We start from the raw sequence: 26,577 nt of genomic DNA, 5'->3' as shown, positions 1-26,577 counted from the left end.
GTCAGCAAACTTCCCATCGAAAATGGCTCCTAATGCGTCGATCTGTCCGGTAAAGGGCCGAATATCATACGCAAAAGCGGACATTTCTAAATTGCTCAAATAGGACATTACTATATTGCGCCTACAACCCAATTTCACATAATGTGTATTACAGCAGTTAAAAACTACTGATTAATACCTTTAAATTCAATAAGTTACAGCCTGATTTTAAACGGCGTTCTGTCAAAGGATTTGCCGGTTATAGCCTTGTAGAAAGGTGAATTTCTCGCCGTGCTGGCGCTTTCCTTGGTAGGTGCATTTCTGCTGCCTCAACCACCTTTTCGGCACCTTCAAACTGTGTATCTCTTACGGCGCGTTCTGCCGCTAGGCAGAGCAAAATTGAGGCAACTGGGAAGTCTAGAATATCAGCGATCTTGATCGCGGTTTCGTCGCTCAAAATACCTCCTCTGCCCCTCATATTGCTGATGTAGCTAGCATGTTTTCCGAGGGCCTTTGAAGTCTTGTAATCAGTTCCAAGTTTGTCCGCACACATGTCAAGGAACTGGCTTGTAGTGATAGGACACGCTAAGTCTGCCTGCGCGCTCTTCATGCTGAAATCCTTTTAAATCAATATGTTGAAGGGCGGCTATTTGTGAGTGCCGGTACTAGGGATAAGCTCCTGTTGTATCGGAATGTCACCGGGCAGTCGTGATTCGGCGGCTTTTCTGAGTCTCTCTACATACTCGAAGCTGCCGCTTTTCAGGGCTCGCTCGGCTGCTAGGCAAAGGATCATTGAGTCGTCAGGAAAGTCCAGCAGTTCGGCGACTTTTAGGCCTGTGTCATCCGGCAGGACGCCACCTCTACGTCTCATGTTACTAACGTAGCTGGGTGGCTTGTTAAGGGCTAGGGAGGTCTGGTAATCAGACCCAGTTTTCTCAGCACACATGTCTAAGAATTGATCGGTGGTGATCATGGTGTTGGCGCCAGTTTTTAGAATCATTTTTTCTTAAAACTCCATTCTAACTGTATGTCAAGCCCTTCGGTATCCTCATCAGGTATGTAAATTTAATATCTGGTGAGTATACTCAGCTCGCCTACATCAAGTTTAGTCGATTCTCGGTTGGCGCCAGTTCGACTTGCTTGGTGGGGCGGCCATCTCAGGCAGGCCGGAAAGGGTCGCTCCCTCCCGGCCACATTTAACGCCTGAGTGCATGGACAACTGATGAGATGGAATTATGAATTTGCCTACCTGTACACAATCTGAATCAACAGCCTCTAGGGTTGTTGGGTTCCCACCTCCCGGCGATGTCGTTTGTAACTTGAATCTGAAAGGCGGCCAGTCGTCACTTGCCCATAAAGTGAGTAAGTCGGAAAACTCCGCGTGTCCCTGCTGCCAGGGCAGTGGTGTTCACCGCACAGTGTATATGTTTCCCGCTGGATCTCCTCGCACAACTGCTTTGACTAAAGATGGTCTGCCTGCGCGCGGAATGGTTCTTAAGTCAGTGTGTCCCGTTTGTTGGGGCTCCGGCGATGCCTCGCGCAAGAATCAGTTTAATCGACACGCGGTAACTCAGCACGCTGGTCTGGCCTAGCCGTCAACCAAATTTCAGTTTGTACTTTTAGGGATCTGGGGGCTTTGCGCCAGTAGTTATTGTCGCTCGTCTGTTTGTTGCTCCCGCCGAAACAATGACGTTGGGTCAAATCATGAATAGACATTCATTCGTTTTTATCGAAGTTCAGATTGCCAGTTTCTTGGGCGCCACCTTTGGCTTGCCGTATGACCGGCGCGTATCAGTAAGGTGGTGGGTTGCCGGTGGCTACTTTCGTATTCACCTAGGGGCGATGCACATCGAGTTTCACACTGAGCAGGCTTTCTTGCAGTGCTGTGAGGCACTGGGTCTTGATCTATTTCCGATATTCGAATCACTCGAACTGTCTCGTTATGAAATGCATGAGTTCGATCCAGACGAAATTCCGTTTTAACAAAATACCCATCAATACGTTTACTTCGTGGAGTGATTTATGGATATCAATTTCCCGCCGGTTCAGGAAGACTTCTTTAGTCGCGTGAATGATCACGATAAGCAAGCTGCTGTTCGATGGATCGATACAATTTTCAGTCAGTTGGAATCTGAAAAAGACATCGATGCGTTTTCCATTTCATGGGCCGAAGCCAACGAAGACGTTAAGTTGGCCGCGCTCTATCTTGCCGACAGTAAAGCCCCCATGACGTTGGATTGGGCTACACCGCAAACCCCCGCCAAAAAATTCTCCAGTTACCAAAGATCGTTGATCGTTCGCGCGTTGGCTAGATTAGGTCACGGTTGCTCGATTACCTGCGGTCGTTTAATTGCTACCAAACAAGTCCTGGAGTCAATGTCAGATGCAAATCGGGAGGCTGCCCAATGCTGATTTGTGAGGATGGATGGGTTCGACCATTCCAATACAGTAGCGAGCCCGGAATTGTCGCTGCCCATATAAACATGATGCGTCTGAGTGAATATAACCTGAGGTGGTGCGTGGAGGGCTGCTCCATGCTAATGCAGATCGGGGCGGTGAGCATATTTTTCGACGATGAGTCGCTATTTCTTCAGTGGTGCGAGGTGCTGGAGTTCGATCTTTTCCCAATACAGGAGGCCATAGAATGTGCCCGTTATTCAATGTTAGAGAAAGTGTAAAACAAGGAATCCTATTGTGGCTGTGTCTTCTCATACCGTTAGTAATCGCACCGACACTGGACGCCTCGGCGCTTTCGAGCGAGAAAACATCAAGTTTGTGGACGGGATCGTTAAACAGTTTCCACGAATTGAAAACAAACTCCGCCAAGCCCACCAAGAAACTACAGCAAGCGAAGGGTACCGAGAAGCCAACCTCAAACTGCTCAAAGAGTTCCAAACCCTGCGCGACGTTGAGCCCATCTTGGCTAAGCACTCCGGCGCATCGTTGTCCTTACGCGCCTACTACGATCGTATCCAAAGAAAGCGCGGACATATGGTTGCTGTGGAGCAACTGCAAGCGATGGCGGATCGACTTGTAACCCAGGGTTTGGGGCTTTCTTCGTCTATGTCCGCCGATGACGTGGTTGAAGTTTCCCGCGTTAAAGCAGGGGTATGTGCCGAAGAGTTTAAGGTGGCCTGCGAATCTGATCAGGTCGAGGATGCAATACAGGAGTCTGCCGACGTGTTACAAGCAATTGTCGAGGCGATGGGTTTGGAGTGGCCGGTTAACATTAAGCCCGCTGATACCGAAGAAATGATACGCACAAAACAGTTGGGTGCTTGCCATAAGGTGCAAGAGGAGAAGTGGTGGCGTCGTCGTCTTCGTGTGTTGTTCGCTCGCCAAACCGAACAGGTGATGCGGTTGATGGGGTTTGTTCGCAAAGGCAAGTCACCATACGTTTCTAATTGGGCTTACAAGCGTTGGTTGGGGCAGCAGTGGGCCAACCGTAAATTACTCGCCGGTATGGAGGTGGAGTCACTGAATCGCGACGGCGGAATGGGTGAGGTGTTGCCATTGCTCGAAGCGGTAGAGGCATCGGTATCCAATCCTGAGCATCGGCACGATGAGTTGATGACAAGAATGCGCGGTTGGGAGGAGATCGCGCAGGCGTTGGATTTAAAGGGTTTGTTCCTAACAATCACGTGTCCGTCCAAATACCATGCGCAAAACTATAACGGCTCATTGAATAAAAAGTATAAGGGCGCGACGCCTCGTGATGCCAACGACTATTTGTGCAGCGTGTGGGCAAACATCCGTTCGGAGTGGCACCGCGAAGGTATTCGCTGTTTTGGTTTTCGCGTTGTTGAGCCTCATCAGGATGGCACGCCTCACTGGCACTTGGTGTTGTTCTTTTCTCCATTTCATGCGGCGCGGGCTGTTGAAATTTTTGGCGACCATGCCATGCGTGAAGACGGCGACGAAAACGGTGCCGAGGGTTACAGATGGGATGTGACCGAAATCGATCCAAACAAGGGCAGTGCCGTCGCTTACATCGCCAAGTACATATCCAAAAACATTGCCGGTAAAGGCGTAGTTGGCGACTGGGAAGGGGGCATCAGTGCAGCCGATGGCGCCATGCGTGTTCGTGCCTGGGCATCAACGTGGAATATCCGGCAGTTCCAGCAAATTGGCACCGCATCGGTAACGGTCTGGCGTGAGCTTCGACGATTGCGCGACCCTCTGGATGGCGAGTACTGGGACGAAACGACCGCCGAAGCCGTGCGCGCCGCTGCTGACAAAGGGGACTGGGCTATGTTCGTTGATCTAATGGGCGGTGCGTTTGCCGCTCGCCAGAAGCCAAAAGCGCACTCCGACGCCGAAGCTGAATTGGAAACGGCTGCCGACGATCCAATGATGTTGGTTCCAGCCAGGTCGCGCGGGCGAGTCGATACCGCGAAGCGAAATCGCGATGAGAAGAAAACCCAGGCCGCCAAGGATCGTTGGTCGATCAAAATCAAAAACATCGAAATGGAGTTGGTGGCCGATGCGAGGATGAGAGTGCGTAAAGCCATGGTTACCTGCTCGCTGTATGAAAAGCAGGGTGTCCAGCGACTCAAAACCCTGTCGGCCCTGACCGAAAATGAACACGGTGATGAAGTCACCAAAGTGATCGGCGTGGTGATGCGCAATGTGTCGAGACTGATCAAAACCCGGGACAAGGTGTGGACGGTGCAGCCGCTCGGAACAGTGGCCGCTCGTACGAAGTACGATGTGGCCATTGCAAGGAGCGCGCAGCGCGACGCCTTGGACTTGTGTCAATAACTGTTCGGAGAATCCCGAAAACTCAAAATTCACGAATTCAAATCTGAATGGGGACTTTGGAAATGAGCGAAGAAAAATGCACTTCAGACTCTTTAATGGCGAAAGCCTGGAGCAGCGAAGAATTGAAGAAACAGCAGACATCATTAAGGCGAACCGCCAACGCGATGGAGAAGCACCGCCGGGAGCTTTCGCAATACGTGAGCATAGATGAGCTGAGCGATATTGACAAAGCGGTCGCAACCTTTCGAGCATTTGAGGTTAAGGTTCGACATGCCAAAGAGAAGAAGATACGGCAGGAAAGAGAGGCAAAGGCAAGGCGCGATCGCGTCGAGCGGGAATTAAAGGTGGTGATTGAAAAGCACTTCTCGGAATTGTCGTTGCTAGATCAGGCCATCTTTTGCTGCTCCTATCCTTACTCGGTCGACTGGGTAGATGACATGCTTGTCACCATTGAGAAATTTGGAATTTCAAAGCTGAAAGACAGGGTTAAAAACACGTTCTCATCTTGGTGGCTGAGCAAGTATCTTCAGGAATTTAGTTACAAATTCAGTCGACTCGACGGTGAGTTTGGAAAGCTAGACTTGAACGAAGTGGTTATCAAGGAAACCATCGAAAAGTTCAATAGAAATGGCCCAGCCGTTAAGTCCGGTAGGCCAGATGAAGTAATCAGAGCTTTGAGATCAGCTATCAATTTTTCTGAATCATTGCCTTCGTTCGTGGCTTGATTCGTAGTGTTGGCGGAGTGAGGTGAAATGGACGGTTTCTTTACAAACACTGAGGCGGTTAAGAACACACACAAAAGTGTGGAGTGGTACACACCGGCGTGGGTGTTTGAGGCATTGGGTTTGGAATTTGACCTTGATCCATCATCACCCCATGACATGGAAACAGTGGTGCCAGCGTCAAAGAAATACACCATCTTTGACGATGGATTAAAAAAGCCGTGGTTTGGGCGGGTGTGGCTAAATCCCCCATATGGAAAAGACACTCCGATGTGGATCCGCAGGATGATTGATCACGGCGAAGGCATCGCTTTGGTATTTAGCCGGACCGACGCGGCTTGGTGCCAGGAAGCAATGACCGCCTGTACTTCGATGTTGTTTGTAGCTGGTCGGATTAACTTTGTTCCTGGCCGGGAGAATCAGCACAAGAAAAGTCGAAGCGGTGCCGGTACCGTTATGTTTGCATTTGGCGAAGCGTGCGCCGGTGCGCTCAAGAAAATGAGCGATCGCGGTGTGTATTTGGAGTGTGATCGCCAGTCTGAAAAACTGCACTCCTTAATCTGATTGATACTGAAGGGAAATTTATGGATAAGCGAACCAGAGAAAAGCTAGAGAAAACAATGGAGATCTGCCAGTGCCTGCTAAATGGAGAAGAGTTTTCGGTTTCTAACTCTGAGATAGACTTGGTTCCAAAATTCTTGAATGCTAAGTCTCCAACCGCGGCGAAACAGCAGGGTCTTGTACTAAAGCGCGCAGCCAAGCCCATTGGTAAGCTGAGTTGGCACCTGTCGGGCGGGGGGAATGCCTATGGGCAGCTGTACCTGGGTAAGAGTTTCAAGCGCAAAGAGAAGTAATACCAGATTTTGGAGTATCAGGCGGAAAGCAGACGCCCGGCCAGTCGGATCGGTCCCATGGAGACAACTTTAAGCGGTAGTAAATTGGGAGTGGGAGTAGCGCCCCACATACTCCACACATTGAGGTGATACATCATGGACATTGAATCAGTTGGATCGGCAGCTATAGCGGTGGTAATTGTCGTTTGCTGTTGGGTTCTATTGGACGCCGCATCAGTTCTTCTGACGGGTGATGCCGGATTCTTCTTCTTGAGGCAGTTAGGGCCGTAGGTCTGTAGAATCTTAGTGCCGGTGTTTCAAATTTTGCAGTACTAATCAATATGGGGTAGTGGGATGGTTGACTTTACCGAAAAGAATGCTGAAGAAATGATGCGTCGGCTTAGAGAGAATCTGGCCGCGCTCGATGACTATGGCAAGCCTAAAAGGCGCGCGCCGTCAGATATGTTCGTTGGGGGCATCCATATCATGGCCAACGACATGTTGCCCGGTGACACCATCGTCGTTGGTCGTGAATTGGCGGATAAGATATATGAGGTGTTGAGCGAAGAGGCAGAGAAGCCGGGCGGATAGCGTTACAGTAAATCGGCCTGACGCAACAGTTGCTGTTGCTCATGCTTGGGCATAGCCATCAACATATCAATCATCATCCCCTTTGACTGTTTGGCCGAAGGGGAAATGGTGTGACTGAAGGATAGGGTGGACACAAACGTGTGCCCACAATGAACATTTTTGCAGGTGCAATAGAGATCGGAAACTTTGGGGTCTTTGGTCTGGCGACTGGAAATGGTGGCTTTGCTACCGCATTCAGTGCAGGTTACTAACACGTTGTCCTCCTCCCCAATAATTGAAGGGATCAGTTTATCACAGCACAGGGTGGGCCTGTAGTTTCTCATTGCGTTCATTGCACTACGCCGCCTCTTTTGGACTCTCAAAACCGATGTTTAGATGACGGGGTAGGTGGTCATTCAGTTGCAGGATTTTTTGCTGTACCGGTATCACCTCGTTTTCGTAGTTGTTGCGGCTGATCTTGTCTAGATCCCCAAAGCCGCTGTTATTCTCCGGCAGGATGCCCGCCAGGGCGCCGTTGATTCTCCACATGGCCAGTACGTCACTGCGCGTCAGATTTTTCACCCGCTCGAATTCATCCTTGGTGGCGATGTCGCCCACCGGGATGATTTTCACACTCTCGGGCTTTCCATCGGGAATGTTGATAAACATGCTCCGAAAGTTCCCAACGCCTTTACTCTGAGTCACCTTTTCTTTGATGGCATTTTCGTCCTTTTCGTCTAAATTGGGGTCGGCCATGTAAAAGATATACCCCATGTGGGCGCCGTTCTTGTAGTACTTCCGGCGAAACATCGTGGCGTCTTCATTGAGCAATACCGACTGGATTCCGCCCAGGTACTGGGGAACCCCATAGATCTGTTGCATGGGATCGTATTCTTTGATGTGCACCACCTCACCGGCTTTGAAAGGTAGGGGGTCTTTACCGGGTCGAAGCATGCAATACCGGTCGGCCTCTTTCATGCGACGCATATTGATCGCCGGTAAATGACGAAGCCAGCGCGGTTGCCCTTTGCGATTGTTGAGGATCTGCAAGTAACCGTTCCCGAACACCTCCAGGTCAAAGCCCGCCTTGCCTAACTCTTCCCGGGACAATACATCATTATCCTTATACCAGCGGCACAGCATGTTTCGCTTGAAGTAGGCGATGGTGCCGTGGTGTCCGTTGGCGCGAAGCAATTTCGCTAATCCGCTTTGGCTGACCGGGGGTTCCCAGTAATCACCGTTCGGATTGACGAACATGCCAAGGTAGTCGGTCAAGTTGTTGGTGAGTACCGTTTCGGGGTCACCGAAGCTGAACGCCATCGCCGACCCACTGCCACCAGTAGGGGCTTTGAGCTGGTGCGGATCCCGTATAAACGAGTGGGGTTGTGTTTTCAGTTGGCCTTTTCGCATGGGTATCGATCCGTTATATGGCAATGGACGTTTTCTTGGTGCGTCCGGTTAAGGGTTCATGGTGAAGTGCGTGCATGATGGACCACGCCACGTCCGCGTGGCCGGTGGCGCTAGTACGGTCGGCGGCGTAGGTGATTTGATCATTGCCGGTGGTGGTTTGGTGGACCTGCAAAAACGCCTGAGGAATGTCGGTGTGTTCGGCGTCCCATTGGATTTTATGGCGTTCCACCACATCCACCGCTTTGAGTACCAATGTGGTTTTCACCTCTGGTGAATAATGAATGGGGGTTGCCCGCGGATAAAATAGCTGCACCTCCTCAAACACACCCAGGCCAATACCTGTTCGGTCAATGCCGATAAACTGGACGTTGTAGCGCTCTGTCAGTTCCTTGATTCGACTGGCTTGGTGCTTAAACGTGCCTTTGAGGTTGAGCTTTTCCAGTATTCGGAACTTACCCTTGGGGTTAAGCGGCGGTGCCACCACGACGGCGGTGGAGCGGTCGCCCACGCGGGCCGGGTCGTAACCGATCCACACCGGGTGGTTGCCGTAGGGGCGAACCTCTTTTTTCTTGAAGTCCACCCACACTACACTGTCCACGGCCCCTGCTAGCAGATCGTCAAGATCAAAGACGCTGAGCCCGGCCTCCATGAATTGGCACATGAACAGGTTGTTGAATTCAAGCTTGGTGTAGTCTTCCTGTAGTTCCTCGATATCGAACAGATTGCACCCCATGGCTTCGGCGTCTTTGACGGTAACAATATCACGCCAAATATTATCCGGCCCTAGTTGTCCACCGCGCAGCGTGTCGTGGGATAGATCAAATTCAACCGGGTTTTTCTTGCGTTTCTCGTTGTACTTCTCACCGCTCCACAGTGGGAAGGCGCCATGGGATTTGACGCTCGGGGTGGAAAAATAAGTGGTGCGCCATCTTTTTTGCGAGGCAATACCAGTGGCCAGGGTATTGAGGCGTTCAAACCCTGGAATCCAGAACACCTCATCCACGTACAGGTTTCCAGTGGGGCCTTGGGCGGACGCGCTATTGGTGGACAGAAAGTAGAGTGTACACCACGGTTTGCCGTCCTTAAGCAGTTCAATGTTGTCTCCGCCGCGCAGTTTCACATCAAAATATTCCAGCGCGAACTTATAGATGTAGGACTTGAACAAAAATGCCTGGGATTTCGAGGCAGACAGGAAGGCTTGGTTTTCGCCATTGACCACGGCGTTCTCGAACGCTTCCCAAGAAAAATAGAAGGTGGCGCCGATCTGTCGAGACTTCAAAATAAAACGTCTTCGCTGATGACGATTTTCGAACCAGTTGTGCTGGTACTCGAAAAACAGTTCGTCGCGGATCTCTTTTAGTTTCTCTGGTGTGATGCTGCTGATGTCATTAACACCACCTTTCTTGCCCGATCCCCCGGTACGGTCGCCAATCTCTGCCCGTGCTCTTTCCCTGGCGGCCTTGGCTTTCTTCAAATCAATGCCCGCCAATCGGTCCAGCAGCGTGGTGAGCTTTTCCAGTTCCCTTAGATCGGCGTCGGTTTTGTCTTCTTTTTCCACCAGCGCAATCATTCTGCGAGAAGTCGCTTCGGCCACCGTTTCGTGTTGAAGCATCGCCTCCCAATTGCCTTTCTTGACCCACTGGTACACCACACGGGTGTTGTTGAGGCCAAGTTGTTTGGCAATGTGTTTGACTGGTACCCGACGAAGGTACATGAATTTCGCCGCGTCTTTTACCTCTTGAGGGTATCCGCGACCTTTGGTGTTTTCTTCGATGTTGGGGGCTGCTGCGTTCATGGTTCGAAGTGTACGGGCTTCGATTCGGTTTTTTGTGCGCTACCGTTCCTGATAATTCCTGAATTCGGGATCTAGGAAATATCAGGATTGAAAGCCGTTGAGACAATGGCAGTGGCGCTTTACTGTGCAGTCCATACCGAACAGCAACGACAACGAACACAGGCAAAGGCGATGGCAAGAAATTTGAAAACCGGTTGGGTGGTCCTGGCGACTTCCGGCAGTGTGGTACACGGTGAAGAGGACGGGCGAGTCATCGAGAAGCAATGGCTCGAAGATATGGCTGAAACTTACAACACCAAAGTGCACACCGCGAAGCTGTGGCCGGATCATCGCCGGTATTACAGCGGTGGCAAAGTGGTTGCGCTTAAGATGGTTCCGGCCTCTGAGCCTGACCTAAAAGGTGAGTATCAACTGTTGGGCATCATTGCACCCAATGACTGGATGATTCGCGCCAACAGAGAAGGGGAATACACCCATCCTTCCATTGAGGTTGGTGTGAACTATCGTGGTACTGGTAAATTTTTCTTGAAAGGCTTAGGCCTGACCGACCAACCGGCGAGCGCCGGAGTCTCTGAACTGCATTTCTCGGCCAAAGGCAAAGAGGAAAACACCATTGTCTTCTCCGGCCATCAATTCAACCTCTCCGACAGTTTGGACGACGGCGCGCCCGATGGCGAGTCCGACGGCAACAAGGAAACGTTGCTCAAACGCATCTTTGGCAAGCGCGGAGATCATGCATCAACCCACGAAGCGGACGACGACGCTATGAACAAAGATCAAATCGACGAACTGAAAAACTCCTTTTCCGAAGCGCTAGAGACTCAGTTTTCCAAACTGATCGATGCCATGGGCAATAAACCTCAAACCCCAGATGCCGACGGTTCTGGTGGCGAGGGCGGCGAAGGGGGCGAGGGTGGCGAAGCTACCGCCGCCAAAGAGTTCAGCGCCTTGAAGTCAGAAAACGAGAAACTGCGTCAAGATTTCGATGCGGCCTCTGAACGACTCAAAACCCTAGAAACAGAGTTTGCCAAGCTCGATGATGTGCCCGACGGAAAGGGTACTCAGGCCGAAGAAAACGCAGGCGAGGGCGGCGAGGTCGAGTGTCTTTAATCAAGGACGATCACCCGACACATTCATAGCAATCACGCGGAAGACAGAATCATGAAAGAAAGAACAGAACTCGCTTTTAGCAAAATGAAGGCCGATATGGCCAAAACCTACGGCGTCGCCACTGTCGAAAAGGAATTCTCCGTCACGCCGACCCTGGCCCAGCGTCTGCAAGATGCCATTGTCGAAAACGACGACTTCCTAAAAAGCATTAACATCGTTCCGGTCGATGAGCTAAAAGGGCAGAAGGTGATTGGCGGTGTTTCCGGTCTCATGGGCAAGCGCACCGATACCGACAACAACGATCGTCAAACCAGTGAACTGTTGACGCTGGGTAGCTCTGATTATGAGCTGCACTTTACCGAGTTTGATACGCATATGCGTTATGCCACCGTCGATGCCTGGGCGAAGTTCAAGGATTTCCAAAAGCGCTACGGCGACTGGGTACGCCACGCCATTGCTCTGGCTCGTATCAAGGTGGGGTGGTACGGAACCAGCGCTGCTGCTGCTACGGATCCTGGGACAAATCCCAACGGTGAAGATCTTAACATCGGCTGGCTGGAGCTTCTGCGACAGTATAACGGCGGTGCACAATGGTTCACTCAGGGTGGTACCGCCAACCAAATTCAGATCGGCGCGGGCGGTGACTTTGCTAACTTGGACAGTGCGGTTCACGCGCTGTTGGTGATGATTGATCCCATGCGTCGTAAGGATCTGGTAGCCGTCGCGGGTACGGATCTGATCGCCGAAGAGAAAGCCCGTCTCTATGAGGCGCTGGGTCAAACGCCGTCGGAGAAAGAGCGCGTCGAGAACGAAGTGGTGACCAAGGTGTACGCCAGTCTGCCGCTGGTGACCGATTTGCCGTTCTTCCCATCTCGCGGTTTGCTGGTGACCTCGCTTAAGAATCTGAGCATCTATTACCAAGAGGACAGTTGGCGCCGTAGCATTGTTGACAACGCCAAACGCTCGCGTGTGGAAGATTTCAACAGCGTCAACGAAGGCTATGTGATCGAGGACGAAGAGGCTGCCGCCGGTTTCGAATTCGGTAACGTTATGTTGCCCGATGGCGCGGGCGGCTGGCAGTAATTCGGAAAGAACAAATTGCTAAGGCCTGGGTGCGCCCAGGCCGGTTAACTCTAATTCATTGAGGCTTAATCATGGCCATTATTACCAAGCTTCACCAGCAGCGTTGCCGCGAGCTGGAGCGCCAAAAGCGTGAAGGGGAGACCCAGGCCGAAGAGTCCGTAGTGATCCGATCCGCTGGTATCATCCCCAACGCCAATGAGCACACCACGCTGTTGGTGGCGCTGGAACAGGATTTGGATCGACTCAGTACGCGCAAAAAGGTCGAGGAAAAAATCGCACTGAAACGCGATGAGCTGTTGCCCAAGTATGTGCCCAAAGTGATGGCGTATTTGGAGAGCGGCGCGTTGCACAGCAATCCGCTGTTGGTGTGGTGCGCCATCTGGGCCATTGACGCCGACGATCTGGAAGTGGCCTTGCCCTTGTGTGACGCCGCCATTGAGCAGCAGCAAAACGCGCCCGCGCATTTTAAGCGTGATCTGCCCACCTACTTCACCGAAGCCATTTCGGACTGGGCTGAACGCCAATATAAGGCCGGGCAAAGTGCCAGCCCTTACATTGACGAAGTGTGCCAGAGGGTTACCAGCAACACGTGGCCAGTGGCCCAGGTGATCGCACGGGGAAAACCGTTCCGTATTGCCGGGATGATTGCTGAGCAACACGGCGAGCTGCCCGAAGCGCTGGCGTTCTATCGTCAGGCTCAAGAGGAAAACGAAAGGGCTGGCGTCAAAACCCGACTTGATAAGTTGGCCGCAAAGCTGGGTGAAAACGCAAAGCCTGAAGGGAATGCTGAACCCGCTGACAGTGACGCAGCCGACGCGGCTGAATAAAGACTACCCCCCCCAAGCGGACCGATTGGGGAATTGGTTTACTGACCTAGGTTTTCCAGTGAACCAATCGAGTTCCGCTTTTTTAGTGAGATTGCAGTATGGCCTTTACCGGTAAAGAAGAGACATTTTTGGAAAGCAGTCTGTCGAACATTGACTTTTTTCCTGAACTGTCACTCGGGGATTTTCAGAGAATTCATCGGGTGCCTGCTGAATTGGCACAAGAGGCGGTCGAGCATCAGTTAAAGTTGGCGCGTAACCTGGTCAACGACGTGTTAGAGGAGCAACGCGCGCTGTGGGAAGCCGACGGGCACTTAAGCCTTGAGGACATGGACACGGCCAATGGCACCGATTTTAAAACCTACTACTTGAGTGCGGTGTTTTATCGGGCCAAAGCCGAATTGCTTCAAGACTTCCAAACGTTCAGCCGTCGGGAAAGCTCGGCGGACATGGCCAAAGAGGGCGACAGCGTGCACCAAGCGTTGATGGCCGACAGTGACCGGTGCATTCGTCGACTGAAGGGCATTCGCACCTCGATCACGGTGGATCTGATCTGATGGCGTTGCAAAAGCTGGCCGGGTTAACCCGTTATCTGATCGAACAGAATTTGGTGGATGAAAACCAAATCGACAGTTGGATGGAAAACGGCACGCCGGAGCCCGCCGGTAAGCGGTTGGGGCATGGCATACGAATTTGCCGGTTGCGGTATGACGCCATCATCAGCATCGAGCGATTCACCGGGAATGAAGATGTGTTGCTGGCGTTGCTGTGCACTTGGTTGATGGACAACGATCCATCCCGCGAAGATGATCGATTACCGCCGCCCGACATTGATATTGATATCGTGGATGCCAGGGCCGCCGATGTGGCTTTTCGGGTGGCGTTCATTGAAGACATTGATTTGGTGCCGGTCGACAACGGCAAAGTGTTGTTTATCGGTCAGCGCTGGGATGTGGCCGACGTGCCGGTGACGCTGCCGAATGAAGCGGCCGTCGGTGACGATGAATCGAGGCCGACCGACAAACCGTATGTCCATCCGAGTTGATGTTGATGGCGCGGATCGGGCCAAAGTCTGGACCGACATGCTCAAGCTGCCGCCGATCAAGCGTAAGCGGATCCTGGGTCAGGTCATGCGCAAGGTGCGCACCGCGAGCCGGAAACGGATTCGTGAAAAAAAGGATTTAGACGGGAAGCCCTGGGCACCGCGCAAAAAGAAGCGGAAGGGCACCAAAAAGGGATTTCGTAATTTTGGGCGTAGTCTTCAGACCTACTACTCCGAAGACAAGGGCCGGGTGGATCTCAGTAAGCGATGGCTCAGCGGTGTGGCCTTTCTGCACCAGAAGGGTCACCGAGAAACGGTCAGGGCATCACAGATCAAACGGCGTCGTAAAACGGAAGAGGCCAACACCATGGCCACACGTCGAATGGGTAAAGCGCTGCTCGCACTGGGTTACAAAATCCGGCGAGAGAACGGCAAAGGTTGGAAGCGTCCAAGCCTTCGCTGGATCACCGAAAATCTGACGCAACGCAAGGCCGGTATCTTGATGACGATACTGGGTGAAGAGGACAAGGCGCAAAGCTGGGTGACCGAGTTGCCCGCCCGCTCTTTTCTCGGGGCCAGTGATGACGATGTCGACGCACTGGCGACAACCATTATGGACAACATGCTAAAACGCAAAGGGGCATGACAATGGCACAAGGTAAAGTCACCACCAACAATTTGAATCTGGCTCAGGGCGGAACGCCAGCCATTGAGCGAAAGGCGCTGTTTATCGGCGTGGGTACTAAAAACACCAGCGCCATCATGGCCATCAACGGGCAATCGGATTTTGAAGACCTGTTGGGTGTCAATGACAGCGAGATCAAGCGCAACGTGATCGCCGCGCGTGACAACGGTGGTGAAAACTGGCAGTGCTTCGCCGCGCCGAGACTCGCCGGGTACACCTGGGAGGATGTGGTGGATGAAGCCATGGCCACGGTATCGCCTGAGTTCATCGTGTTGTGTACGCCTGCGACGGACAGTTCCGATTTGGACGCGATGCACACCAAGGCCGAAAGCCTGCGCACCACGCTGGGTCGTCGTGTAATTATCGCCACGGCCACCGCTGGCATTGATGCGGGCACGCAATCCTGGGCGGACTACATCACCGCCCAGGCGGCCATTACCGATTCGGTGGCAGCGTACCGGGTGGGTGTGGTGCCTCAGTTGCACGGCAACGATTTGGGTGTGGCCATCGGACGTTTGTGTAATGACGGGGTCAGTATTGCCGACAGTCCCATGCGCACCGGCACGGGTCCTGTGTTGGGGCTGGGCGCCGTTCCCGTCGACACCAATGGGGTGGCATTGGACAACGCCACGTTGCAAGCGCTGGATGCCAACCGGCTGAGCTGTGTGCAAACCTACGTCGATTATCCCGGTGTGTACTTCAGTAATTTCTATCTGCTCGACGCGCCGGGTGGTGACTATCAGGTGGTGGAAAACCTGCGCGTGGTCGACAAGGCCGCTCGCGCGATTCGCCTGTTGCAGATCGCCAAGATTGCCGACCGTGGCCTGAATTCCACGCCGTTGAGCATTGCTGCGAACCAAACGTATTTTGCAGGACCGCTGCGCGACATGAGCAAGGCCACCACCTTTGCCGGTCAGCATCGCCCTGGTGAGATCAAGCCGCCGAAAGATGGGGATGTGACCATTGTGTGGCCAACCACCACGCGGGTGGAGGTGTATTTCAAACTGACGCCTTACAACTCGCCGAAAGAGATTGTGGGCAACATCGCCTTGGATCTGAGTGGAGCGGGGCAGTAAGCCCCACCCGGTAAACCACCCGTTAACTGACTGGAGATAAGCCGATGAGCGGTCAAAGACTGAGCGGTAAGGACATTGATTTTATGCTGGGCGCGCTGCTGGTGCACGCCGAAGAGGTAACCCTCAACATTGAGGACAACACCAAGGTCACGAAAAGTAAAGGCGTGCCCAACGGTTGGGTGTCTGGCGACAAAGGCGCCAGCGGTGACATCACCGTGGACACGGCCAACCTGCAAACCATTTTGGACGCGGCCAAGCAAGCGGGCAGTTTCAGCGCGCTTGAGCCCTTCGACTTCGTGGCCAACGGAGAGGGCACCACCGACAAGCTGACCATTGAAGCCTTCGGCTGTAAGTTGCGCATCAACGATCTGCTCAATGCACAGGCTGACGGTGGCGAGAAGCTGACGCACAAGTTGAGTTACGACGTGACCAGTAACGACTTCGTCAAGATCAACGGTGTGCCCTACATCGACGCCAAAGAGATTCAAAATCTGATTTAACGTCGGCCTATGAGAAACGCACATGTCCATCAGTTACGACTCGATCCGAAACGCATTGCTGTCAAAAGGTTATCGCTTTTTTGACGATGGCGACTACAACCTGAATTTGGTGGGTATTCGCGGTGCGGACAAGCACAGCAATCAGTTTAACGATTGGTTGACCGTGTCGTTTCGCTCGGGTGGTCAAAGAATGATGTTCGCGTTTCTCTGCACCACCGACCCCGGTTTGTATTGGCGAGCCCATCCCGCCAACGTACTGGGGACTGCGATTGTTCGGCCAGGGCAATACCCTGGACTATGGAGGCTGGGCAAACACCAAGGACGGTACCCCGCGCTGGTTCAGTGCGGACTGATTACCGTGTACCGCGACAATGATCGCGATTCGCAATTGGACAGCGAAGTCAAAGAAACCGGGCTCTTTGGTATCAACTGCCACCGGGCGACACCGGTGGGCGAGAGCACCATGGTTGACCGATGGTCGGCGGGCTGTCAGGTGCTGGCCAGTGCAGCGGACTTTGACATCTTGATGGCGCTGTGTCGCAAGGCGGCGGTGAAGTGGGGCGAGCGGTTTTCTTACACCTTGATTGAAGAGGCGGATCTTTGGAAATGAAAAAGTCAGCGGTTGTGGTTTCGGTGATGGTTTTGATGGCGATGTTGTCCAGTGGTTGCAATGAGGAACGTGTGGAAGCAGTGGCACAAAAAGTGGTGACTCGCTGGTGCGACATGCACACGGGTTCCCGTGAAGCGTTGCGCGCTCGCATCGATAAGGCGACCGCACCGCATCGAATTCGCATTGAGTGCGCCGGAGAATGAAAGCACCGTCGCCATTCGTGTGACTACGGTGTACGGATTCGACCGAAAGAAGTTTTAGTGTACTGGGAGTGTCAGTTTTGAACGTGAGTCATCGACAGTTGGCACTGTTTGCCAAAGAGGCGTATCACCGTCACACCGTGAGTGTTCACGGCGTGGAAGTGTTGGTGATTCAGTTTCGCGGTCATCAGGTGTTGGCGTTTCGGGGCACGCAAGCTGACAAGCTGGTGGACATTGTTCGTGACTTGTGGGTAAGACCTCGCCGGTCGACTCGATTGGGTTGGGGGCACGCGGGTTTTATGAACGGGGCAACGCGCATCTTGGACTTGAAGCTGCGCGATGTAATCGACAAGCGCAAGCCAATTTTGTGCACGGGGCATTCGGCCGGTGGTGCGATCGCGCAGGCCTGCGCCCTGGCGCTTCGTTATCACCGTTACCACGTTAAAGCGTGGGTGGGGTTTGGATCACCGCGTGTGTTTGCCGGTGCCAGGGATTGGGACGAGACTGAGTTACATCACTACCGCTTTGGTAATGACATTGTGCCTAAGTGGTTGCCGCCGGGTTTGATTTATCGACATCCGGTAGTGGCGACGAATCTGGGTCAGGCCGAAAAGGCGTGGCCCAACTGGGCCGATCACGATATGGACAACTACGTGCGCGCGTTAAGGGATCGACCGTGAACGAAAAACAGAATTTGTTGATGCAGTGGATGGTTACTGTATTGGGCTCACTCCACGCCTTGACGTTCAACCAATTGATTTCGCTTGGCGTACTGGCCACCGGCGCCATCACAATGGTGGTGAATTGGTACTACAAGCGCGAAAACCTGAAGCTGGAAAAGCAGAAGCTCCAGCACTCATTTTTAAACGGAGAAAATTCACATGGCCGCAAAAACCAAAGCCAATGAACAAGCCATCGTTGTCACGATTCTGGATCAAGATTACACCTTCCGTGTGTCGCGCCAGGACTACAACAAGTACATCAACACCATGCTGCCCAACAACAAGGTTGCGCCAAGTCATAACCTCGTGGTTAACACCGTGATTGATGAAAACAGAGACGCGGTGATCACCATCCTGGAAGAAAACCCAGGCGCGGAAATGGAGATCGCCACCAGCATCGTGACCGAGTACTCGCCTGATCTGGGTATCGTGGCAAAAAAGCTGAAGAAATAGCGAAGCAAATCGCTGATAACGGTTTTGATCATCTGTGTGCCCTGGTGGAAAAACATTTGCCGGGGCGCGAATACAACGAAGAGAACATGGGGTTGGCGCTGTTTTTAGAGCGTCGTCACTGGCAAAGCATGGAAGCGGCAATCACAAACGGCATTGCGAAGGCGTTCAGTCGCTGACCCCATTTTTATTACCCACCGAACCGTCGTGAGGGGCGCATGTCCAGTCGATTCGAAAAGCTGATGTTCACCATCTCGATGATCGATAAGATCACGGGACCGGCGAACAAGGTGGCCAAAACCATTGACGACATCAACCGGCGTACCACCGCCGGGTTAGCTCGCATGGGCGTCGGTGTGGCGGGACTCTGGGGCGCCGGTCGTGCGATTGAGGGGGCGTTGGCGCCAGCCATTGCCATGGATCGCGCCGTTGGCGAAGTCAAAAGCCTGGGGGTTGCCGATGCGGCGCTCAGGCAACTCGAACGAACATCACTCAGGTTTTCGATCAAATACGGCGAGGTGGCAACGGATTTTGTCAGCTCCTCCTATGACATTCAAAGTGCCATTGCTGGATTGACCGGCGGTGAGCTCTCCAAATTTACCCTAGCCAGTGGTGTGCTGGCTAAGGCCACCAAATCCGACTCGGCGGTGATTACCGACTACATGGGCACCATGTACGGTATTTTCCAGAATCAGGCCAATGCCATGGGCAAAGCTCAGTGGGTAGAGATGCTCACCGGTCAAACGGCCAACGCGGTGCAAATGTTCAAAACCACCGGTAGCGAGATGGCGGCCAGTTTTGCCAACCTCGGGGCCGAAGCGCAAAGCCACGGTGTGGCCATGTCCGAACAGATGGCGATCTTGGGCACACTGCAAGCAACCATGAGCGGCAGCGAAGCGGGCACCAAATACCGCGCATTCCTGGCCGGTGTTGGCAAAGCGCAGGATAAACTTAATCTAAAGTTCACCGACAGCAATGGGCGCCTGTTGCCCATGATCGACATCCTGCAAAAGTTGCAAGGCAAGTTTGGTGACATCGACAAGTTGGCTGAATCGGACGTGTTGAAAAAAGCCTTTGGGTCTGCCGAAGCGGTGGGGCTGATTAAACTGTTGTCTCAGAACGTGGGCGGACTTCAAGGCAGCATTGCGCAACTGGGTCAAGTCAAGGGCATGGAAAAAGCCGAAAAGATGGCCCAGGCCATGGTTGATCCTTGGGAGCGTTTATCGGCGGCAGGCATTGCGGTTCGAACGGTCTTCGGTCGAGTCGTTCAGCCTGTTCTGCTGCCGGTACTCGATTCGCTGACCAGCGGCGCCGATACGATCATGCGGTGGACGGAAATGTTCCCCAATCTCACGCGCGTGGTGGGCATCGGTATCCTGACGATGTTTGGTCTGGCCGGTGCCATGGCCGCCTTTACGTTGGTCTCTGGTTTAGCGACCACGGTCATGGGCGCGTTTAACGGTGTGTTGGCGTTGGGTCGCGTGGCCATGATGCTCTTTAACGTCGCGCTTTGGGCCAACCCCATCACCTGGGTGGTCGGTGGTGTGTTGTTGCTCGGTGCGGCGCTCACCGGCTTGGTGGTGTACTGGGATCGAGTAACCGCGGCGTTGGAGCAATCAGTCATCTTCCAGTTGTTGCGTCTTCAGATGCAAGCGCTCGGCGCGGGCTTTGATCTGCTGGTGTCCTGGGTGGGCGTATTGATGGACACCTTCGGATCCTTGTTCAGTTACCTGGGCACCACGCCCATGTTTAAGGCGGTGCTTTGGGGGCTGGATAAAGTCACCGACGGCATTGGGTTGGTGGTTAAGCTCATTGGACAATTGATCGGCAAATTCTGGGAGCTGAGTAATAAGGGTGCGGCGGCCTTGAAATCGGTGGCCGACAACGGGTTGGTCAAATCGGTGATGGGTTGGTTTGGCGATGACAAAGTCGATCCTGCGGTGGTGCCGCCAGTGGTCAATACTCCATTGCCGCCTGCGGTGGAAGCGCTGAGTGCGCCACCTGCTGCTGACCCTGTGATCAAAACGCCGTCCATCGCGCCGACTGTACTTGATGGACCTGCGACAGTCCACGCTGCCCAGGCTCCGGCCACGGCGCCTGCGGCGGTGCAGTCGGTAGAGCGGCAGGCCGGGGCGCTGCCTTCGGTACCGGCCGCCGTGCAAACCGTGGATCGACAGGTCGGGGCTATGCCTGTGGTGCCTACCGCTGTACAGACGGTTGAACGTCGGGCAGGGGCGCTGCCTGGGCCGTCGTCAACCGTACAGGCCGTTCAGCGTGTGGCAGACCCATTGCCACCCGTAGCCGCTCAGGCGGCGCCTGTGAGCTTTGAGGCGCCCGCACTGACCCAGGCCGTGACACAGACCCTAGTGGGGCCTGTGCAAGCCACCGCGCCGACACTGACCCAGGTGATCGAAACCGTATGGCAAGGGGTGGAACCCCAGTTGCCCGAATCGGTACAAGTGGCCGCTAAGATCATTCCCAGCGCCTTCGACAACATCAACGGGGCGCTGGATATCTGGGCCGCGTTCGGCGGTGACATGCCGGACTGGGCCGACAAGCTCAATGGAACGCTCAACGCACCGGTGTTTGACGCCGCGCAGATGCCCGCTCAGGCGCCCGATCTGTTGCAGACCGTCTTGCAGCGGGTCACCGGTGATGTGCCTACGGCGCTGCCGGAGTTGGTGCAATCGGTGATTCCCCAGCTGTTGCCCGCGCCAGCGCCGGACGAAGCCGGTGGCGTGATGGGCATTGTTCCTCAGTTGCTGGGGGCGGTCCCCGGGTTGAGTGAGCCGTTGCCAGTGGCCACCCAGTTGATCGATCAGGTGTTGGGCAACGTGCTGCCACCGCAAGCGGCCAGTTTGGTGCAAACCTTATTGCCACCGCCCGCGCTGCCTCAGACGGCAACCGTGGGTGTCTCACCCGTGCTCGATGCATTGCCACCCCTACAAGCGTTGAGCGTCGGCGTAATGCCGGTGTTGGGAAAACTCGCGGGGCTCGATGCGCTCAACGCCGTGAACGACGGCGGCGCCTTGGAGCGAGTGGAGAAAGAAAAAGCCGACTTGGCCTTGGCCGCTCCGAGTCTGAACGATGGACCGGTGGGCGGTGTGGTGGCCGGAGGTCTGTTGCAGCAGATCACCAACGCGGTCACCAACAACAAGGGTAACCACATTGAAAAGCTGGAAGTGAACACCACACAGCCGGTGGATCCGTGGTTGATCGAAGACGCCTTGACGATGGCTTAGGGGGCAGAGGTGACCAAGTACATTGATTTATTGATTACGGACGATGACCTGACCTTGGACGTGGCCGTGCAGCCGCTGTTGATCAGTGATCGCGCCTCGATTGCCCAGGATGTGAAGCACTTGGTGCGAGAGAGTGGGTTGTTGGTGCAAATCATCGGCGAGCGTGACGTTGATGCGGTCAAAACCATTTTGAATCGAATCGAGACCTTGGTGGAAAACGATGTGCGCATTGTGCCCGGTACGGCTCGGGTGACTCGCACCGATGTGGAAACCATCTTTATCACCGCTGACACGCAAGAATATGGACCGGTAGAGGTGACCGTGTAATGGCAGAAGATCACAGCACAGACTTTCAGGCGCTGGTGCAAGAGGCGGGCATTCCGACCACCGAAGCGGCGGCCAAAGCCGAGTGGCAAGCGATGTTGGAGGCTGAAGGCAGCGTCGTCAGCAACGACTCCTCGGTGTCACCGTTCTGGCGATTGTTTTACGCGATTGTCACCCAACCGTTGATGTGGTTGGTGAATCTCATTGTCACTCAATGGTTGCCCAACTCCTTTGTGAAAACGGCCACCGGCGGGCACTTGGATATTTTGGCCTGGGGTGCGAACGTCACGCGCAAAGGGGCGGTCAAGGCGAAGGGCAACATCCTGTTTACCCGAAGCGACAGCACCGGCACCTTGACGGTAGCGGCGGGCACCGTCGTGGAATCACCGCCTATCAATGGCACTGTGTACCGAGTCGCCACCGTGGCCGAAGCCATCTTTGCTGATGGCGAAAGTCAGATCGAGATCGAAGTGGAAGCGGAAAACACCGGGGAGGCTTACAATCTCGCCGCTGGTTATTACGCGGTATTGCCGGCACCGCTGGCGGGCATCACATCAGCATCCAACACCAGTACCTGGTTAACCACACCGGGGGCGGATATCGAGGCCGACGACGACTTGCGCGACCGTGTGCGAAACCAGTTTGGTGCGGTGAATCAGTGGCACATTGATTCGGGGTATCTGGCGATTGTCACCGAGTACGCGGGGCTGCACATTCGTAATGTGTTTATCGAACACGATGCGCCGCGTGGTCCCGGTACCGCCAACATTTATTTGCTGCTCGATACCGGTGAGCCCGACGCCGCGTTCTTAACCCAGGTGCAAGATCACATCATGCTCAATGGCAACCGGGGCTTGGGCGATGACATTCAGGTGTTGTCCATGCCGTCGACGCAACACGATTTGGTGGTGGATGTGTACGCGGTGTCGGGGCTGCCTTCGCCCGACAAGGCGCAGTTGCGCTCGGACGTTGAGCAAATGATTCGCGCGGCGTTTCGTGAAAACGTGGACTATACACCGACGCTTACTTTCCCTGACAGTCGCTTTTCATTATCCCGGTTGGGACAAGAGTTACACCGACAGTTTGTCAACGCCGACGACATTGTGTTCGATCAAGGCAGTATCGTGAACGGCTGGGCCATTCCCCGTTTGAACAGTTTAACGGTGACCGTGCATGGCTCTTAACATCACACTGCCGGTTTGGTTGCAGGCCGACAACGTTCAAAAAATCAAGGCGGCGGCGGGCAAGTGGTGGGAGCAGTTGGCCATCTGGGCGCAGTGGGCCACCACTCATCGAGACATTGATACCTGCGATGCCAAGGTGTTGGAGCTGATCGGTTGGGAGCGTCGGGTGGATCGTCTGCCCAGTGAAGACGAAGCGCTCTATCGATTGCGAGTTAAGCACGCGCTGGACAACTACAAAGACGCGGGTACCAAAGAGGGGTTAAAACTCATCTTTGGCCGCTTGGGTTTTGAAGGCATCGAGGTCTGGGACCGGGTACCCAATCGGGATTGGGACGTGGTGCAAGTGGCAGTCAGCGACGAACAGTTGGCCACCCAGCCCGACTTGCTGGCGGAATTGGCCCGCAACTATGGGCGCACCTGTCGCCGATTTGAATTTTCCGTATCTGACAAAATGACCATCGACGTGGTGTGTGCCGATTTTAACGGCGATGACCACAACGTGTTGGCGTCACTGTAAAAGGGTTTGATCATGAGTTCTGTCATTACCACCGCCGGAGAAAGTTTGATTGCCTCGGCGCAGGCCGGACAACTGGCCATCGACAAATTTGTGTTGGCCAACGTGCCGGGGTTGGACCCGGCGGCGGCCATTGATCGCGAGGCAGGACTGCCGCCCGTGGGTGAGCAGGTGTATGAAGCGCCGGTGACGGCGGCCGGTCTGATCAACAGCAACACCGTGGCCTATTCTCTGGTCATGGGTTCGGACATTGGCGACTTCGATTTTAATTACATGGCGCTGGTCACTGATGGCGGGCAAGTGTTTGCGGTGTCCACCTTTCCGCTGTTGTCCAAGCTGCAAGGCGACGGTTACAACATGAACCGAAACTTTGCCGTGTCGTTCTCCGGTGCCAAAGAGGCTACCGGGATCAACATCAGCGCGCAGAGTTGGCAGATTGATTATTCGGTGCGCCTTCGCAGCATGGACGCGCGAACCACCCACCACGCCAACGACTGGTTTGGTGTGGAGTCGTTTTTTAATGACGGCTTTGAAATCACCGAAAGCGCGGGTGTGTACACACTGGCCGCCGGGTTTGGGTACGTCAACGGTGTTCGTATTGATAACGAAGCCGATCAGGTGGTGACGGTTCCAGCGACACCCAATAGTGTTTGGTTGGACGTGGCGTTGGTCGAGGACTTCAGTGGCCTTCGACCAACCTTTACAGTGGTAGTTTCCACCGATCCCCAGACTGACTACGTGGACGAAAACGGCAAACAACACTACCTTCGAAAAATCGCCGACATCAGCGCGGGTGGATCGGTAACCGACACGCGACAGTATTTTGATGCCGTGGATGAAAATGGATTGGCGCGCTACCTGTACCGGGCAAAACAGTTTCTGGTCACCACGCCGGTGATCAACGGCGACATTGACGAAAAGTATGGCGAGACCATCACGCTGAGTGTGGGCGGATCGGTCAGCGCTTGGGACAGCACCGACCACGACACACAGATTGCGTATTACGAATGGACCTTGCCCGATGACAGCACCCAGCAGGGCACCAGCGTCAACTGGTCCATTCCCAACGACGTGGGTTTGGTGGGTGAGTTTCTGGCGTTTGAAGTAGTGGCCGTTGATGAGCTGGGGCACCGTTCGGACGCGGCAAAACACAGTGTAGAAATCGCCAGCAACAAGGCACCAAGGATGAATGACTTCGCCCACACCGTGCCCGTGGCCATGGTGCGAGACGATGTGGTGGCGGTGAATTTTAGCGGGGCCATTGATCCTGATGGCAGTCAGTCGCTGCTGACCTACAGCGTTGTCGAAACGGTGAGTGTCAGCGCGAGCAAAACCAGCGCCATTGCCAGTGGTGAAAACATCAACCTCACTGTGGACAGCATTGCCGCCGATCAGGCAGGCAGTGTCACTGTGAAGGCGATTGATGAAGCGGGCCGTGAATCAAAGCACGTCGTGATCAATTTCCAGTTGCTCTATGATCCGTTTATCAACACGCCGGTATTGCTCGCGCCTGAAGATAACACCACCGGAGTGGGGTCTGTGCTGACGATGGTGGCGGGCAGCTTTGCAACCACGCCCAGTGCTCGCGATACTCATCAAAGTACCGATTGGCGGATCACCGATGATCAAGATGCGGTGGTGTGGGAAGTGTTGGGCGAGACTACCGACAAACTGATGAAAACCGTTCCCTTTGGTGAGTTGGAGGTATCGACCAACTACAAGGCGAAAGTGCGATTTAATGGCGCCACCTATCAATCGGAGTGGACCGAAGCGTCGTTTGTGACCAAGGATCAGTTTAATCTCGCCAGCGAGCAAGCGCAGTTAACCGAGTCCGGGCAAGGCAACTATGGTTACGGTGTTGCGATATCGGGAGACGGCAGCACCTTTATGGTGTCCGCGTCTACCACCAGTTCCAGTCAAGGGCGGGTATGGGCATACGACTATGACAATGGCGTCTATGGTCCTGGCTTTGAGATGGTACCCAATGACATAGCCAACAGTGACAATTTTGGTAGCTCCGTTGCGATTTCTGAAAACGGGTTAATCGCTGTGATTGGCTCACCCAATGACGGTAATGACGGATCGGCTTATGTGTTTTCCAAAGAGGGTGGATTCTGGACTCAGGTCGCCAAGCTGGTGCCAGACACTGATGCCGAGTCCTTCGGTGCGGCGGCTGCGATTTCCGACGACGGGTCGGTCATTGCCGTGGGCGACAATGCGGACAAAGATCCCAACACCACCATTATGTGTGGCGCTGCGCACATCTTCAGGCGCAACGGTGGTAACAACTGGCAGCTGGAACAAAAGTTTAAACCGGATGTTGAAACGGCCACGGCCTATTTTGGTTACGCCATTGATGTTTCCGGTGATGGGGAAGTCCTTGTGGTGGGTGCGCTCAATGATGACGGTGGCGCCACCGACAGCGGCGCCGTTTATGTCTATGAACATCAAGGCGGTGGCGTGTGGAGCGGTGAAATCAAATTGACTTCGGTCGATAGCAGTAACGGGGATGACTTCGGACATGCCGTGGCCATCTCGGGCGATGGATTGGAAATCTTAATCGGTGCGCCACGGTGCGCGGCACCGGAAACTCAAAGCGGCGCGGTGTATGTGTTTCGCAAAACCGGCGGTTCCTGGGGAATCACCACCAAAATTCCTAATGTCGACCCAGGCGATAAAACCGATACCGAGTATGGTTACTCGGTGGACATTGCCAAAGACGGCAGTGTTGCCTTAATTGGTTCTCGCGATGTCGATAGCGGTAAGGGCGCGGTGTACACCTTTATCAAAGACAATGGCATGTGGAAACACGATGTTAAATTGATTGCCAGTGACGGGAGCAGCAATTACAAGTTTGGGGTTTCCTGTTGCATTGGGTCTGATGGCAAGTCGGCGTTGATTGGCGCTAACGGAAACCAAAAGGGTTACGTGTTTCGATAAG

The 26,577-nt window shown here is 54.0% G+C and carries 31 protein-coding genes; 26 read left to right on the top strand and 5 right to left on the bottom strand.

Annotation, left to right across the window (positions count from 1 at the left end):
* Nucleotides 1-238 precede the first annotated feature (238 nt).
* Together HBA55_RS34765 and HBA55_RS34760 are read right to left on the bottom strand one after the other, a co-directional pair.
* On the bottom strand, nt 239-589 hold the full coding sequence (locus HBA55_RS34765) for a hypothetical protein (RefSeq protein ID WP_167000349.1): 351 nt from the start codon (nt 587-589) through the stop codon (nt 239-241).
* A 36-nt stretch (nt 590-625) separates the two neighbouring features.
* Entirely contained in the window at nt 626-979 is a 354-nt protein-coding gene (locus HBA55_RS34760) for a hypothetical protein (protein ID WP_167000348.1), read from the bottom strand.
* A 704-nt stretch (nt 980-1,683) separates the two neighbouring features.
* Here HBA55_RS34760 and HBA55_RS34755 point away from each other — a divergent pair.
* The 7 genes from HBA55_RS34755 (at nt 1,684) to HBA55_RS34725 (ending at nt 6,886) form a co-directional block, all read left to right on the top strand.
* Nucleotides 1,684-1,962 carry a hypothetical protein gene (locus tag HBA55_RS34755; RefSeq protein ID WP_167000347.1) on the top strand — a complete coding sequence of 93 codons (279 nt, stop codon included), beginning with the start codon at nt 1,684-1,686 and terminating at the stop codon, nt 1,960-1,962.
* Nucleotides 1,963-2,001: 39 nt separating this feature from the next.
* The gene (locus HBA55_RS34750; protein WP_167000346.1) at nt 2,002-2,391 is read left to right on the top strand and encodes a hypothetical protein; all 390 of its coding nucleotides are present in this window, start codon (nt 2,002-2,004) and stop codon (nt 2,389-2,391) included.
* A gap of 282 nt (nt 2,392-2,673) precedes the next feature.
* Nucleotides 2,674-4,740, top strand: coding sequence for a replication endonuclease (locus HBA55_RS34745; RefSeq protein WP_167000345.1), 2,067 nt, complete (start codon nt 2,674-2,676; stop codon nt 4,738-4,740).
* Nucleotides 4,741-4,802: 62 nt separating this feature from the next.
* Nucleotides 4,803-5,465 (top strand): hypothetical protein, encoded by a 663-nt coding sequence (locus tag HBA55_RS34740; RefSeq protein WP_167000344.1) that lies wholly within the window; start codon nt 4,803-4,805, stop codon nt 5,463-5,465.
* A 27-nt stretch (nt 5,466-5,492) separates the two neighbouring features.
* Nucleotides 5,493-6,026, top strand: a complete 534-nt coding sequence (locus HBA55_RS34735; RefSeq protein ID WP_167000343.1) for a DNA N-6-adenine-methyltransferase — start codon at nt 5,493-5,495, stop codon at nt 6,024-6,026.
* Nucleotides 6,027-6,046: 20 nt separating this feature from the next.
* The gene (locus tag HBA55_RS34730; protein ID WP_167000342.1) at nt 6,047-6,316 is read left to right on the top strand and encodes a hypothetical protein; all 270 of its coding nucleotides are present in this window, start codon (nt 6,047-6,049) and stop codon (nt 6,314-6,316) included.
* Nucleotides 6,317-6,649: 333 nt separating this feature from the next.
* Entirely contained in the window at nt 6,650-6,886 is a 237-nt protein-coding gene (locus HBA55_RS34725) for a hypothetical protein (protein ID WP_167000341.1), read from the top strand.
* A 2-nt stretch (nt 6,887-6,888) separates the two neighbouring features.
* Here HBA55_RS34725 and HBA55_RS34720 read toward each other — a convergent pair whose 3' ends face one another.
* From HBA55_RS34720 to HBA55_RS34710, 3 genes are all read right to left on the bottom strand, one after another.
* Nucleotides 6,889-7,140, bottom strand: a complete 252-nt coding sequence (locus HBA55_RS34720) for an ogr/Delta-like zinc finger family protein (RefSeq protein WP_167000340.1) — start codon at nt 7,138-7,140, stop codon at nt 6,889-6,891.
* An 82-nt stretch (nt 7,141-7,222) separates the two neighbouring features.
* A complete protein-coding gene (locus tag HBA55_RS34715; protein WP_167000339.1) occupies nt 7,223-8,275 on the bottom strand; it encodes a phage portal protein in 1,053 nt (350 codons plus the stop codon).
* Between the two features lie 13 nt (nt 8,276-8,288).
* A complete protein-coding gene (locus tag HBA55_RS34710; protein WP_167000338.1) occupies nt 8,289-10,070 on the bottom strand; it encodes a terminase large subunit domain-containing protein in 1,782 nt (593 codons plus the stop codon).
* Between the two features lie 87 nt (nt 10,071-10,157).
* Here HBA55_RS34710 and HBA55_RS34705 point away from each other — a divergent pair, with 87 nt between their 5' ends.
* The 19 genes from HBA55_RS34705 to HBA55_RS34620 all read left to right on the top strand — a co-directional run bounded on the left by HBA55_RS34705 (nt 10,158) and on the right by HBA55_RS34620 (nt 26,576).
* Nucleotides 10,158-11,180: a GPO family capsid scaffolding protein gene (locus HBA55_RS34705; RefSeq protein ID WP_167000337.1), complete on the top strand. Its 1,023-nt coding sequence runs from the start codon at nt 10,158-10,160 to the stop codon at nt 11,178-11,180.
* A gap of 51 nt (nt 11,181-11,231) precedes the next feature.
* Complete coding sequence (locus tag HBA55_RS34700; protein WP_167000336.1) at nt 11,232-12,263, top strand: phage major capsid protein, P2 family; 1,032 nt, start codon at nt 11,232-11,234, stop codon at nt 12,261-12,263.
* A 71-nt stretch (nt 12,264-12,334) separates the two neighbouring features.
* Complete coding sequence (gene gpM / locus HBA55_RS34695; RefSeq protein ID WP_167000335.1) at nt 12,335-13,090, top strand: phage terminase small subunit; 756 nt, start codon at nt 12,335-12,337, stop codon at nt 13,088-13,090.
* 98 nt (nt 13,091-13,188) lie between these two features.
* Nucleotides 13,189-13,644, top strand: coding sequence for a head completion/stabilization protein (locus HBA55_RS34690; RefSeq protein WP_167000334.1), 456 nt, complete (start codon nt 13,189-13,191; stop codon nt 13,642-13,644).
* Nucleotides 13,644-14,132 carry a phage tail protein gene (locus HBA55_RS34685; protein ID WP_167000333.1) on the top strand — a complete coding sequence of 163 codons (489 nt, stop codon included), beginning with the start codon at nt 13,644-13,646 and terminating at the stop codon, nt 14,130-14,132. Before HBA55_RS34690 ends, HBA55_RS34685 begins: the two co-directional genes overlap by 1 nt.
* Nucleotides 14,116-14,775 (top strand): phage virion morphogenesis family protein, encoded by a 660-nt coding sequence (locus HBA55_RS34680; RefSeq protein WP_167000332.1) that lies wholly within the window; start codon nt 14,116-14,118, stop codon nt 14,773-14,775. Before HBA55_RS34685 ends, HBA55_RS34680 begins: the two co-directional genes overlap by 17 nt.
* A 2-nt stretch (nt 14,776-14,777) precedes the next feature.
* On the top strand, nt 14,778-15,890 hold the full coding sequence (locus HBA55_RS34675; protein WP_167000331.1) for a DUF2586 domain-containing protein: 1,113 nt from the start codon (nt 14,778-14,780) through the stop codon (nt 15,888-15,890).
* 44 nt (nt 15,891-15,934) lie between these two features.
* Nucleotides 15,935-16,390 carry a phage protein gene (locus HBA55_RS34670; protein ID WP_167000330.1) on the top strand — a complete coding sequence of 152 codons (456 nt, stop codon included), beginning with the start codon at nt 15,935-15,937 and terminating at the stop codon, nt 16,388-16,390.
* A 22-nt stretch (nt 16,391-16,412) separates the two neighbouring features.
* Nucleotides 16,413-17,000: a hypothetical protein gene (locus HBA55_RS34665; protein WP_167000329.1), complete on the top strand. Its 588-nt coding sequence runs from the start codon at nt 16,413-16,415 to the stop codon at nt 16,998-17,000.
* On the top strand, nt 16,997-17,203 hold the full coding sequence (locus tag HBA55_RS34660) for a hypothetical protein (protein ID WP_167000328.1): 207 nt from the start codon (nt 16,997-16,999) through the stop codon (nt 17,201-17,203). The genes HBA55_RS34665 and HBA55_RS34660 overlap by 4 nt, the downstream gene beginning before the upstream one ends.
* 83 nt (nt 17,204-17,286) lie before the next feature.
* Nucleotides 17,287-17,880: a lipase family protein gene (locus HBA55_RS34655; protein WP_338109504.1), complete on the top strand. Its 594-nt coding sequence runs from the start codon at nt 17,287-17,289 to the stop codon at nt 17,878-17,880.
* Nucleotides 17,877-18,107, top strand: a complete 231-nt coding sequence (locus HBA55_RS34650; RefSeq protein WP_167000326.1) for an HP1 family phage holin — start codon at nt 17,877-17,879, stop codon at nt 18,105-18,107. The genes HBA55_RS34655 and HBA55_RS34650 overlap by 4 nt, the downstream gene beginning before the upstream one ends.
* Nucleotides 18,082-18,375, top strand: coding sequence for a putative phage tail assembly chaperone (locus HBA55_RS34645; RefSeq protein WP_167000325.1), 294 nt, complete (start codon nt 18,082-18,084; stop codon nt 18,373-18,375). The genes HBA55_RS34650 and HBA55_RS34645 overlap by 26 nt, the downstream gene beginning before the upstream one ends.
* Before the next feature lie 44 nt (nt 18,376-18,419).
* The gene (locus tag HBA55_RS38265) at nt 18,420-18,551 is read left to right on the top strand and encodes a DUF6890 family protein (protein WP_420821520.1); all 132 of its coding nucleotides are present in this window, start codon (nt 18,420-18,422) and stop codon (nt 18,549-18,551) included.
* Nucleotides 18,552-18,590: 39 nt separating this feature from the next.
* On the top strand, nt 18,591-21,614 hold the full coding sequence (locus HBA55_RS34640; protein ID WP_167000324.1) for a phage tail tape measure protein: 3,024 nt from the start codon (nt 18,591-18,593) through the stop codon (nt 21,612-21,614).
* Between the two features lie 9 nt (nt 21,615-21,623).
* Nucleotides 21,624-21,941: a DUF2590 family protein gene (locus tag HBA55_RS34635; protein WP_167000323.1), complete on the top strand. Its 318-nt coding sequence runs from the start codon at nt 21,624-21,626 to the stop codon at nt 21,939-21,941.
* A complete protein-coding gene (locus tag HBA55_RS34630) occupies nt 21,941-23,122 on the top strand; it encodes a baseplate J/gp47 family protein (protein ID WP_167000322.1) in 1,182 nt (393 codons plus the stop codon). Before HBA55_RS34635 ends, HBA55_RS34630 begins: the two co-directional genes overlap by 1 nt.
* Nucleotides 23,112-23,639, top strand: coding sequence for a phage tail protein (locus HBA55_RS34625; protein ID WP_167000321.1), 528 nt, complete (start codon nt 23,112-23,114; stop codon nt 23,637-23,639). Before HBA55_RS34630 ends, HBA55_RS34625 begins: the two co-directional genes overlap by 11 nt.
* A gap of 12 nt (nt 23,640-23,651) precedes the next feature.
* Nucleotides 23,652-26,576: a phage tail-collar fiber domain-containing protein gene (locus HBA55_RS34620; protein WP_167000320.1), complete on the top strand. Its 2,925-nt coding sequence runs from the start codon at nt 23,652-23,654 to the stop codon at nt 26,574-26,576.
* Nucleotide 26,577: the final 1 nt, after the last annotated feature.

It is taken from the genome of Pseudomaricurvus alkylphenolicus (assembly GCF_011683955.1).
Taxonomy (GTDB): Bacteria; Pseudomonadota; Gammaproteobacteria; order Pseudomonadales; family Cellvibrionaceae; genus Pseudomaricurvus; species Pseudomaricurvus alkylphenolicus.
Note: the sequence above shows the minus strand (reverse complement) of the source record. Positions and strands in the feature narration are given on the sequence as shown.

Bases quoted from the DNA above. Each gene is read 5' to 3' on its own strand.
- HBA55_RS34740 (WP_167000344.1), top strand. From the start codon at position 4,803: ATGAGCGAAGAAAAATGCACTTCAGACTCTTTAATGGCGAAAGCCTGG.
- HBA55_RS34750 (WP_167000346.1), top strand. From the start codon at position 2,002: ATGGATATCAATTTCCCGCCGGTTCAGGAAGACTTCTTTAGTCGCGTG.
- HBA55_RS34670 (WP_167000330.1), top strand. From the start codon at position 15,935: ATGAGCGGTCAAAGACTGAGCGGTAAGGACATTGATTTTATGCTGGGC.
- HBA55_RS34620 (WP_167000320.1), top strand. From the start codon at position 23,652: ATGAGTTCTGTCATTACCACCGCCGGAGAAAGTTTGATTGCCTCGGCG.
- HBA55_RS34725 (WP_167000341.1), top strand. From the start codon at position 6,650: ATGGTTGACTTTACCGAAAAGAATGCTGAAGAAATGATGCGTCGGCTT.
- HBA55_RS34640 (WP_167000324.1), top strand. From the start codon at position 18,591: ATGTCCAGTCGATTCGAAAAGCTGATGTTCACCATCTCGATGATCGAT.
- HBA55_RS34665 (WP_167000329.1), top strand. From the start codon at position 16,413: ATGTCCATCAGTTACGACTCGATCCGAAACGCATTGCTGTCAAAAGGT.
- HBA55_RS34715 (WP_167000339.1), bottom strand. From the start codon at position 8,275: ATGCGAAAAGGCCAACTGAAAACACAACCCCACTCGTTTATACGGGAT.
- HBA55_RS34765 (WP_167000349.1), bottom strand. From the start codon at position 589: ATGAAGAGCGCGCAGGCAGACTTAGCGTGTCCTATCACTACAAGCCAG.
- HBA55_RS34735 (WP_167000343.1), top strand. From the start codon at position 5,493: ATGGACGGTTTCTTTACAAACACTGAGGCGGTTAAGAACACACACAAA.
- HBA55_RS34630 (WP_167000322.1), top strand. From the start codon at position 21,941: ATGGCAGAAGATCACAGCACAGACTTTCAGGCGCTGGTGCAAGAGGCG.
- HBA55_RS34710 (WP_167000338.1), bottom strand. From the start codon at position 10,070: ATGAACGCAGCAGCCCCCAACATCGAAGAAAACACCAAAGGTCGCGGA.
- HBA55_RS34660 (WP_167000328.1), top strand. From the start codon at position 16,997: ATGAAAAAGTCAGCGGTTGTGGTTTCGGTGATGGTTTTGATGGCGATG.
- HBA55_RS34680 (WP_167000332.1), top strand. From the start codon at position 14,116: ATGTCCATCCGAGTTGATGTTGATGGCGCGGATCGGGCCAAAGTCTGG.
- gpM (WP_167000335.1), top strand. From the start codon at position 12,335: ATGGCCATTATTACCAAGCTTCACCAGCAGCGTTGCCGCGAGCTGGAG.
- HBA55_RS34625 (WP_167000321.1), top strand. From the start codon at position 23,112: ATGGCTCTTAACATCACACTGCCGGTTTGGTTGCAGGCCGACAACGTT.
- HBA55_RS34760 (WP_167000348.1), bottom strand. From the start codon at position 979: ATGATTCTAAAAACTGGCGCCAACACCATGATCACCACCGATCAATTC.
- HBA55_RS34700 (WP_167000336.1), top strand. From the start codon at position 11,232: ATGAAAGAAAGAACAGAACTCGCTTTTAGCAAAATGAAGGCCGATATG.
- HBA55_RS34645 (WP_167000325.1), top strand. From the start codon at position 18,082: ATGGCCGCAAAAACCAAAGCCAATGAACAAGCCATCGTTGTCACGATT.
- HBA55_RS34685 (WP_167000333.1), top strand. From the start codon at position 13,644: ATGGCGTTGCAAAAGCTGGCCGGGTTAACCCGTTATCTGATCGAACAG.
- HBA55_RS34755 (WP_167000347.1), top strand. From the start codon at position 1,684: ATGAATAGACATTCATTCGTTTTTATCGAAGTTCAGATTGCCAGTTTC.
- HBA55_RS34675 (WP_167000331.1), top strand. From the start codon at position 14,778: ATGGCACAAGGTAAAGTCACCACCAACAATTTGAATCTGGCTCAGGGC.
- HBA55_RS34690 (WP_167000334.1), top strand. From the start codon at position 13,189: ATGGCCTTTACCGGTAAAGAAGAGACATTTTTGGAAAGCAGTCTGTCG.
- HBA55_RS34730 (WP_167000342.1), top strand. From the start codon at position 6,047: ATGGATAAGCGAACCAGAGAAAAGCTAGAGAAAACAATGGAGATCTGC.